The sequence below is a fragment of the Marinobacter sp. genome (genome assembly GCF_041687235.1).
GTDB lineage: Bacteria > Pseudomonadota > Gammaproteobacteria > Pseudomonadales > Oleiphilaceae > Marinobacter.
The window spans coordinates 22,977-31,374 of record NZ_JAWLCH010000025.1 but is presented as its reverse complement, the minus strand read 5'-3'; the positions used below and the strand labels follow the sequence as shown (position 1 = coordinate 31,374).

The following is an 8,398-nucleotide window of genomic DNA, read 5'->3' as shown; positions in this document are numbered from 1 at the left end:
TTTTTCTGACCAGAGAGACGGTTAACACTCCATCTGCCGTCTGTTTCTGCAAGCGCTCCTTTACTTTCTCGCGAAGTGCGTCTGAATCTTCCCAGGGCAGGGAAGGTGCTGGGCCATAGGGCTCAGCCTGGAATCCCTCAGAGCGCAGCCGGGAAACGAGCGCGGATTCCATCACCGTCCTGCTGTTTTCTTTCGGACTGATTGCCAGCACGAGAAGATTTCCGGGTGCATCTGAAACGTTTGGAGCCTTGCTGATGCTTTTAACCTCCGGGCCTGAGCTGCATCCGGCAACAGCAGAAAGAAAAGCTAGGAAAATTATGAATAAGGAGCGGTGGTGAATCGGCTGTCTCATCGGCAAGTCCATTCGTAGTGAGTCCATCGGTGGAGCTGTTTTCATCCAGTTCCAACGTTATCTGAAGCAAATATAGCAAAGTTTTGAGGTAATCCGATTGTTGTCGAAGTCTGGGGCTGAAAGGAGCGGCTGTGGCGGGCTCCAGAAAAATTGAATCTTCAATGGCCTGCCATAAGGGAGTTGTCTAATCTTAGTGCGGATGTTGATAGTTCCTGCGGGCGAGTAATCATTCACGGAGAGAAAGTGATGCGGTTTTTTTCAAGATGGAAAGCCGATTTGAGAAAAGGGGCAGTTCTCCTGCTTCTCGTATGGGCCTCAGTCACACTGACCGGGTGCTCTGAGCCCCAGGAAACAAAGCAAGCCAACCCCGTCGCTGTATCTGTGGTGGTGCTTGAGACTTCGGAAGTCCGGCCCTCCAGGGAGTTTGTTGCCAGAACCGCAGCTTCAGCCAAAGCGGACATTACGCCACGCATCGAAGCGGAAATAAGAGAGATTCTGTTTACCGAAGGTGCGCCTGTGCGTCAGGGTCAGGTGTTGGTTCGCCTTGAAGACACTCAGGCTAACGCCGATTTGCAGCAGGCCGAGGCCGAACTGGCCGCAGCCCGGGCAGAAGTGGATTCCGCGACCAGAAACCTGCGCCGGGGAGAGGAAGTGGCGCAGAAAGGGTTCCTGTCTGCTGCGGACCTGGATAAGCTCAAGGACCGCTTCAATGCTGCGGATAGTCGTTTGAAAACAGCTCAGGCCTCGGTACAAAAAGCCGGCTCCAATCTGGATTATGCAGAAATCCGCGCTCCCTTCGAAGGCTGGGTAGGACGTTTGAACTACGATGTGGGGTCGATCGTCAGCCCCTCCAGAGGCCCGATCACATCCGTCCTGGTGACGGACCCCATGTACGTTGAATTCCAGCTTAACGAATCCGACTTTATCGCCGTTCGGCGTGCGGGCAGAGGCGCTGCCGCTGAGGTTTCCAGGTCTTTGAATCTCTATCTCACTCTGCCCGACGGCGAGCGCTATGAGCAGCCTGGTGTATTGGATTTCGCCGATGTCCAGACGGATGCCAGCACCGGTACCGTAGCAATGCGGGCTGTCTTTCCCAACTCAGAGGCGGTGTTGGTGCCCGGACTTTACGTGACGCTTCGCATTGAAGGCCATTCCGGCGAGGCCCGGGTCCTTGTTCCCCAGGTGGCAGTACAGGAAACCATTGAGGGTAAGTTTGTGCTGGTCGTGGACGACCAGGAGCTGGTTGCCCAGCGTTTCATCCAGACTGGTCCAAGGGAGGGAGCACTCCTGGTTGCGGAGTCCGGGCTGGCAGCGGGTGACCGGGTGATTGTTGAAGGGTTGCAGAAAGTACGCCCGGGGGTAGCGGTCAGCGCTGTGGAGAAGCAGATTGATCCGGCAACAGGAGCGCTCATCCAGACGGGTGAGGCGAGCCAATGATCAGCCGGGTTTTTATCCACCGACCGAAATTCGCGTTTGTTATTTCCATCCTGATTACCCTTGCCGGGTTGCTGGCGTTGCGTATTCTTCCGGTCAACATGTATCCGGACATGGCCCCACCCCAGATTCAGGTAACCGCATCGCTCCCCGGGGCAAGTTCCCAGGTTGTGGAGGAGGCGGTTATACGACCTGTTGAGCAACAGCTGAACGGGGTGGAGGGCATGATCTACATCGAGTCCACCGCCTCCAGTGACGGCACGGCCAAGATCACCCTTACCTTCGAAAGCGGCACCGATACAGACATCGCTCAGGTAAACGTCCAGAACCGCGTTGCCCTGGCGGAACCGTTTTTGCCCGATGAAGTCCGGCGACAGGGCGTGGTGGTCAGCAAGCAGGCTGGCAACATGCTGATGGGTATCAACCTGACCTCCGAGCGACCGGACCTGGACGGCGTCTTCCTCAGCAATTACGCCTCCAATAATCTTGTCGAAGCCCTTGGTCGAGTGCCGGGGGTGGGGTCGGCGGAAGTGATGGGCGCGAAAGATTACAGCATGCGCGTGTGGCTGGATCCCCGCCGGATGGCCTCACTGGATGTGACCGTCGCCGAGGTTGCGGCCGCGCTTCGTGAACAGAACCAGATTGTTGCAGCAGGCAAGCTTGGCCAGCCGCCGGTGCCGGCGGGCCAGCAGTTTGTTTACAGTATTCAGACCCGGGAGCGCCTGTCGGATCCCGACGAGTTCGCCCAGACCATTTTACGTTCAAGGCCGGATGGTGGCTTTGTGCGCCTGAGGGACGTGGGGCGTATCGAGCTGGGTTCCCGCTCCTATACGTCCACCGCGAAACTGAATAATCATGACACGGCGTTCCTCGTGATTTACCAGTTGCCCGATGCCAATGCGCTCGAGGTCGCGGAACGGGTAAAAGCACTGGTTGAAGAGTCTTCCGCCAGTTTTCCGGAAGGGGTGAACTACACCGTCCTGTACGACACCACCGAATTCATCAGCCGCTCCATCAGCGAAGTCATCGTGACGCTGTTCCAGGCCGTCGGCCTGGTAATCCTGGTGGTGTTCCTGTTCCTGCAGAACTGGCGGGCCACGCTGATTCCCAGCATTGCGATCCCGGTCTCCCTGATCGGCACCTTTGCGGTTATGTCGGTGCTTGGCTATTCCATCAACACCATCACCCTGTTCGGGCTGGTTCTGGCGATTGGCATTGTGGTGGATGACGCCATTGTGGTGATCGAGAACGTGGAACGCATACTTGCCGAGGAGAAGCTGCAGATCCGCGAGGCGGTCACCAAGGCGATGGCGGAAGTCACAGGGCCGGTGATAGCCACCACACTGGTGTTGCTGGCGGTATTCGTGCCCGTAGCCTTCATGCCCGGGATAACCGGCAAGCTCTACCAGCAGTTCTCGGTCACCATATCAGTGGCCGTGATCATCTCCTCCATCAACGCCCTTACACTGAGCCCGGCCCTGTGCGTTGCGTTGCTTGGCAGGAGCGGGGATAAGGCCATTGGCTGGCTCCGACCTTTCGAGGTACTGATTACGCGGACAACCAGTGGTTACTCGAAGCTGGTCGCCCAGCTACTGCGCAAAGGGGCGCTCGTTGGCGTTACCCTGGTGGTGATCCTTGTTGCCGGTGCTGGCCTGTTCAAAGCGGTGCCTTCCGCGTTCGTGCCGCCGGAAGATCAGGGCTTCCTGTTTGTGGATGTGCAGTTGCCCGATGCCGCCTCGCTGGAGCGCACCGAGGCCGTGCTCACGAAAGTAACCGATATGGTTCTGGAAGATCCGGCCGTGACCGATTTCATTACGGTGTCCGGCTTCTCGCTGCTCGGTGGCGCCTCCTCAAACAATGGCCTTGGCATTGTGATGCTGAAAGACTGGGAAGCGCGGGAAGATGCCAGTCTGGGTCTGGGCGCGGTGATTCCAAGGCTGTATTCCAGGCTCTGGACAATCCCCGAGGCCCAGGTGATGGTCTTCAACCCGCCTCCGATTCCGGGGTTGGGAACCTCATCCGGCTTCGACTTCCGGCTGCAGGACAATCAGGGCAGGGATGTTTCAGAGCTGGCCCAGGTTATGAATGGCCTCATATATGAGGCCAACCAGCGTGAGGAGCTGTCACGGGTTTACAGCACCTACCGGGCGAACATCCCCCAGTATCTGCTGGAAGTGGACAGGAACAAGGCCAAGGCATTGGGTATCCAGCTCTCGGATATTTTCTCTACCCTGCAGACCCAGCTAGGTTCGCTTTATGTGAACGACTTTACCCGTTTCGGCAAGAACTACCGCGTTCTTCTTCAGGCGGAAGGCGAGTTCCGGCAGCGCCCTGAGGATCTGTCCTATTATTTTGTCCGCAACCGGGATGGCGATATGGTGCCGCTGACCACGCTGGCTTCGCTGAAGCCTGTGCTCGGGCCCTCAAGCATTCAGCACTTCAATCTCAAGCGCTCGGTGACCTTGTCCGGGGAAGCCGCAGCGGGTTTTGCCAGTGGCGACGCAATCGCGACTATGGAGGCACTGGCTCAAAACCTGCCGCAGGGGTATGAATTCAGCTGGGCCGGACAGAGCCTGCAGGAAATACAGGCAGGTAACCTGGCTGCGGTCATCTTCCTGTTGGCACTGGTGTTTGTGTACCTGTTCCTGGTGGCCCAGTACGAAAGCTGGACCCTCCCGGTAGCGGTGCTCGGTGCCGTGCCATTAGCCCTTGCAGGCGCCATGGCCGGGCTCTGGCTGGTGGGGCTTGCGAACAACATCTACGCCCAGGTGGGCCTGGTACTGCTGATCGGGCTCTCCACCAAAACCGCGATTCTCATTGTGGAGTTCGCCATGCAGCTGCGCCAGTCCGGCATGTCTACCGCCGAGGCGGCCCAGAAAGCGGCGGTACTGCGGTTCCGGGCCGTGTTGATGACGGCCCTGTCTTTCGTGCTTGGCGTGCTACCGCTGGTTTTTGCCAGCGGCGCCGGAGCGGCAAGCCGGGTAAGCCTGGGTATCACTGTTCTTAGCGGCATGGTTGCTGCCACCGTCCTGGGCACATTGCTGGTCCCGGTGTTCTACAAATGGATTCAGTCTGTCCGGGACCGCCGCCAACCGGCGCCCTAATCCCTGGCCGGTTCAGGCCGGATGCTGAAAAACGAAAGCATCCATGGCCAGAACGCCGTGTTCGATGCCGCCATCAATCAGCACGCCGGGTTGCTGTTCCCCGGCCGCACCGGCAGCAACCAACAGTGGCAGGAAATGCTCGCTGGTCGGGTGCGCCCGTTGGGCGTGTGGGGCTTTCTCCAGCGCTGCGATCAGCTGTTGGTGGTCGCCTGCTCTCACTTTTGCACGAACCCAGTCGGTGAATTCCCGGGCATATCCGGAGGCGTTCTCGTCACCCCATCGAACTTCGTACAGGTTATGGGTAAGGCTGCCCGATCCGATGATGAGCACGCCCTCATGCTCGAGCGGCTGCAGGGTCTGGCCCAACTGCCAGGCAGACTCAGGATCAAGATCCGTTGGCATCGAAACCTGAAACACCGGAACTGAGTGATCGGGGAAAAGGTGCACCATCGGGACCCAGGCCCCGTGATCCAGCCCCCGGGTCTCGTCAGCACGGGCCTTCCAGCCCCCTGCCTCCAGCAACGCCAGTGCGGTTCGCGCCAGTTCGGGGTGGCCGGATGCCGGATACTGAAGGTTATACAGATCGGATGGAAAGCCCCGAAAATCGTGAATTGTCTCAGGTGTTCCCGAGACGCCTATCCGGATTTCCTTTGTCATCCAGTGTGGCGAAACCACCAGCACAGCTTCGGGCCGGGTCAGGCGTTTGCCCAGCTCTGTCAGGGCCGGGCCAGCGAGGCCCGGCTCCAGTGCGAAGGTGGGAGCGCCGTGGGAAACAAACAGACTCATGATTTGCTCCTCCGGGGTGCGGTGGTTATCGGGCTGCAATCGCGCGGTCGATGGACACCCGACCTGCGCCGCTGAATACCAGGGACACGGATACCGCCAGCAGCGCCAGGCCAAACTCGTACCCATTGTTACTCATGAACAGGCCGTTGCCGATATGAACGCTGAAAATGGCAATCAGCATGGCAAATGCAAGTACCGCGCTGGCAGGGCGAACCAGCAGGCCGATGATCAGTGCCAGGCCGCCAAAGAATTCCGCACCGCCGGCCAACAGCGCCATCAGGTAGCCGGGGCTCAGCCCGATGGAATCCATCCATTGTCCTGTACCTTCCAGGCCGTAGCCGCCAAACCAGCCAAACAGTTTCTGTGCCCCGTGAGCCGCAAAAATGATACCGATAGGAATCCGAAGGGCCAGAGCACTCCAGCCTGCGTCAGTGGCAATCAGTTTGTTCAGGAATGCGTTGTTCATGATTAATCTCCTCGGGTGTGTTGTGAGCATGTGGGTACTTTACAAATATCAATAAACGGGATAAACGTGACTTTTTTGAATTAACTGTTCCGGAAAAAGAAACAATGGATCGATTGTTGGAGATGCAGACGTTCTGCACCGTGGTTGAGGCGGGGAGCTTCGTGGCTGCGTCGGAGAATCTGGGGATGTCCAAGGCCGCTGTCTCGCGTTATGTCAGCGAACTTGAAAGTCGTCTCGGGGTTCGGCTGTTGCAGCGGACTACCCGCCGCCTGTCGCTGACGGGGGAGGGCGAGGTGTTCTATGTCCGGTGCCGGGAGTTGCTGGCTGGCGTTGAGGAGGCCGAAGCGGAAATTACCTCCCGCAATGACGTTGCCCGGGGCACGTTGAGGGTAAATGCGCCAGTCAGTTTCGGGATCAGCCACCTGGCGCCTTTGTGGGGAGCGTTTCACGTCCGTTATCCGGATGTGGAGCTGTCCGTCCACCTTTCAGACCGGCTGGTGGATATTGTTGAGGAAGGCTTTGATCTGGCCATCCGTATTGCCACGCTGCAAAGCTCAACGCTGGTCAGCCGGCGGATAACCTCAACCCGGCTGATGGCCTGTGCTTCACCTGATTACCTGGCCATTCACGGTGCTCCGGCCCATCCGGCGGATCTGGCCGGTCACAGGATCATTGGCTACAGCAATTTCACCACGGGCAATGACTGGCCTTTCGAAGGGCCTGATGGCCCGGCCAGCGTACGCGTGCGGCCCTGGATGTACGCCAATAATGGCGAAACCTGCTGTGGTGCCGCCGTGGCCGGCCAGGGCGTGGTACTGCAGCCCGGCTTTCTGGTAAACAGGGAGCTGGAAGCTGGCCGGCTGGTGGAAGTGATGCCCGGGTATCGCTCCACCGAGCTGGGCGTCTACGCTTTGTACCCGTCACGGAAGTTCGTTACACCCAAAGTTCGGGCAATGGTGGATTTTCTGGTATCGGCCTTTCCCGAATCCCTGTGATGGGGCGGGTTTCTATGGCTTTTTTCAAAGCCCGAGTGAGCGCGCCTCGCTCGTGCGTCGTCGGAGCAGATCAAGTACGGCGGCGGCGCCGAGAAGTGCAAACCCGAGCATTTCAGTGAGTAGGTGGTATTCAATAAACAGTGCATAGTGCACGGTTATCACGCCGGCGACTGCAAGGAGTGTCGGCACCGGATATCGGTGCTGAAGAAAGCCCGCCGCAACCAAGCTTCCGGCCAGCAACGTGGTGACGGCAATTGCCATAGCCCAGAGATCCGGAGAAAGCGTCATTCGCACACCGGTAAGAGTCAGCAGCCCGGTGATTGCAAGCACGCCATAGCAGCTGATGAGTGCCAGAACGAGTGCCGCCATGCCCGAGAAACCGCGGCGATGGAGGTGGCGGATCCAACGCATCGGGTTACTGCGCCGAAGGAATGTCTGGAATTGACCCGGACTCTGAGGCCCTCGTAGGGCGGAGATCTCAACGGAATGAGCGCCAAAACTCCCGGCAATTTCACGAGTCTGAGGACTTGGGCTCAGGGAGAAATAATCATGGCGTTTCAGTACCCGGATATCGATAAAGCCCGCATCACCGAGCATGGCCAGGAGATCCTCCTCAACGGTGGCGCCTACTACGCATTCCACCCACAGTCGGGGGTCGCTCTCGCAATCCACACTGACCGGCCGGCGAATCACCACGTCTGCCAGCTGCAGTCTGCCTCCGGGCCTGAGTACCCGAAACATTTCGCCGATTGCCTGACGCTTTGAAGGAACGAGATTGATCGCCCCGTTACTGGTAATACTGTCCAGTGTCTCGCTGGCGATGGGAATCGACTCGGCCGAGGCCTGGATCACGCTGATGTTCGGGCGGTCAGAAACGATGTGGTGTTGCAGCTTCTGGGTCATGGCGGCGGTAACATCCAGCGCGATGACGTGCCCGTCAGGCCCCACAATTCGGCTCGCAATGAGGCTGTCGTTACCCGCGCCGGCGCCCAGATCCAATGTGATATCGCCCGGCTGGAGGGCCTGGCCCCGGAACGGCCAGCCAACTCCGGCGAATGAGGCGAGGGTGTCCTCGGGAAGTTGCCTGACCTGGTTTACTGGATAGCCCAGCTTGAGAGATGCCTCGGCGCCGACGGGAAAGTGGAAAGGGGAGTCCGGCGCCCATGCAACGCTGGTATACATGTCCTGTACTGCTTCCCGAATCTGTTCTTTTGAGTAGCCAAGAATTGCAACCATGATCAGATTCCTTCGGGTCAGGATG

Annotated in this window: 7 protein-coding genes; 3 read left to right on the top strand and 4 right to left on the bottom strand. The window is 58.7% G+C overall.

Going from position 1 to position 8,398, the window contains the following annotated elements; all coding sequences use genetic code 11:
* The coding region (locus tag ACESMK_RS19325) for a hypothetical protein (RefSeq protein WP_373002112.1) at positions 1-352 on the bottom strand (352 nt) is incomplete at its 3' end.
* Positions 353-628: 276 nt separating this feature from the next.
* Here ACESMK_RS19325 and ACESMK_RS19320 point away from each other — a divergent pair.
* Positions 629-1,789 (top strand): efflux RND transporter periplasmic adaptor subunit, encoded by a 1,161-nt coding sequence (locus ACESMK_RS19320; RefSeq protein ID WP_373002110.1) that lies wholly within the window; start codon positions 629-631, stop codon positions 1,787-1,789.
* Complete coding sequence (locus ACESMK_RS19315) at positions 1,786-4,890, top strand: efflux RND transporter permease subunit (protein WP_373002108.1); 3,105 nt, start codon at positions 1,786-1,788, stop codon at positions 4,888-4,890. Before ACESMK_RS19320 ends, ACESMK_RS19315 begins: the two co-directional genes overlap by 4 nt.
* Positions 4,891-4,902: 12 nt before the next feature.
* Here the strand turns inward: ACESMK_RS19315 and ACESMK_RS19310 are convergent, their stop codons facing one another.
* Positions 4,903-5,676 (bottom strand): DODA-type extradiol aromatic ring-opening family dioxygenase, encoded by a 774-nt coding sequence (locus tag ACESMK_RS19310; protein ID WP_373002106.1) that lies wholly within the window; start codon positions 5,674-5,676, stop codon positions 4,903-4,905.
* A 25-nt stretch (positions 5,677-5,701) separates the two neighbouring features.
* The gene (locus ACESMK_RS19305; RefSeq protein WP_373002104.1) at positions 5,702-6,142 is read right to left on the bottom strand and encodes a DoxX family protein; all 441 of its coding nucleotides are present in this window, start codon (positions 6,140-6,142) and stop codon (positions 5,702-5,704) included.
* 104 nt (positions 6,143-6,246) lie between these two features.
* Here ACESMK_RS19305 and ACESMK_RS19300 point away from each other — a divergent pair, with 104 nt between their 5' ends.
* Positions 6,247-7,137 carry a LysR family transcriptional regulator gene (locus ACESMK_RS19300; protein ID WP_373002102.1) on the top strand — a complete coding sequence of 297 codons (891 nt, stop codon included), beginning with the start codon at positions 6,247-6,249 and terminating at the stop codon, positions 7,135-7,137.
* Positions 7,138-7,161: 24 nt separating this feature from the next.
* Here the strand turns inward: ACESMK_RS19300 and ACESMK_RS19295 are convergent, their stop codons facing one another.
* The gene (locus ACESMK_RS19295) at positions 7,162-8,373 is read right to left on the bottom strand and encodes a MerC family mercury resistance protein (RefSeq protein ID WP_373002100.1); all 1,212 of its coding nucleotides are present in this window, start codon (positions 8,371-8,373) and stop codon (positions 7,162-7,164) included.
* Positions 8,374-8,398: the final 25 nt, after the last annotated feature.

What these genes read in the sequence shown, in the direction of transcription:
- ACESMK_RS19315 (WP_373002108.1), top strand. Translation starts at nt 1,786, where the DNA reads ATGATCAGCCGGGTTTTTATCCACCGACCGAAATTCGCGTTTGTTATT.
- ACESMK_RS19310 (WP_373002106.1), bottom strand. Translation starts at nt 5,676, where the DNA reads ATGAGTCTGTTTGTTTCCCACGGCGCTCCCACCTTCGCACTGGAGCCG.
- ACESMK_RS19305 (WP_373002104.1), bottom strand. Translation starts at nt 6,142, where the DNA reads ATGAACAACGCATTCCTGAACAAACTGATTGCCACTGACGCAGGCTGG.
- ACESMK_RS19300 (WP_373002102.1), top strand. Translation starts at nt 6,247, where the DNA reads ATGGATCGATTGTTGGAGATGCAGACGTTCTGCACCGTGGTTGAGGCG.
- ACESMK_RS19295 (WP_373002100.1), bottom strand. Translation starts at nt 8,373, where the DNA reads ATGGTTGCAATTCTTGGCTACTCAAAAGAACAGATTCGGGAAGCAGTA.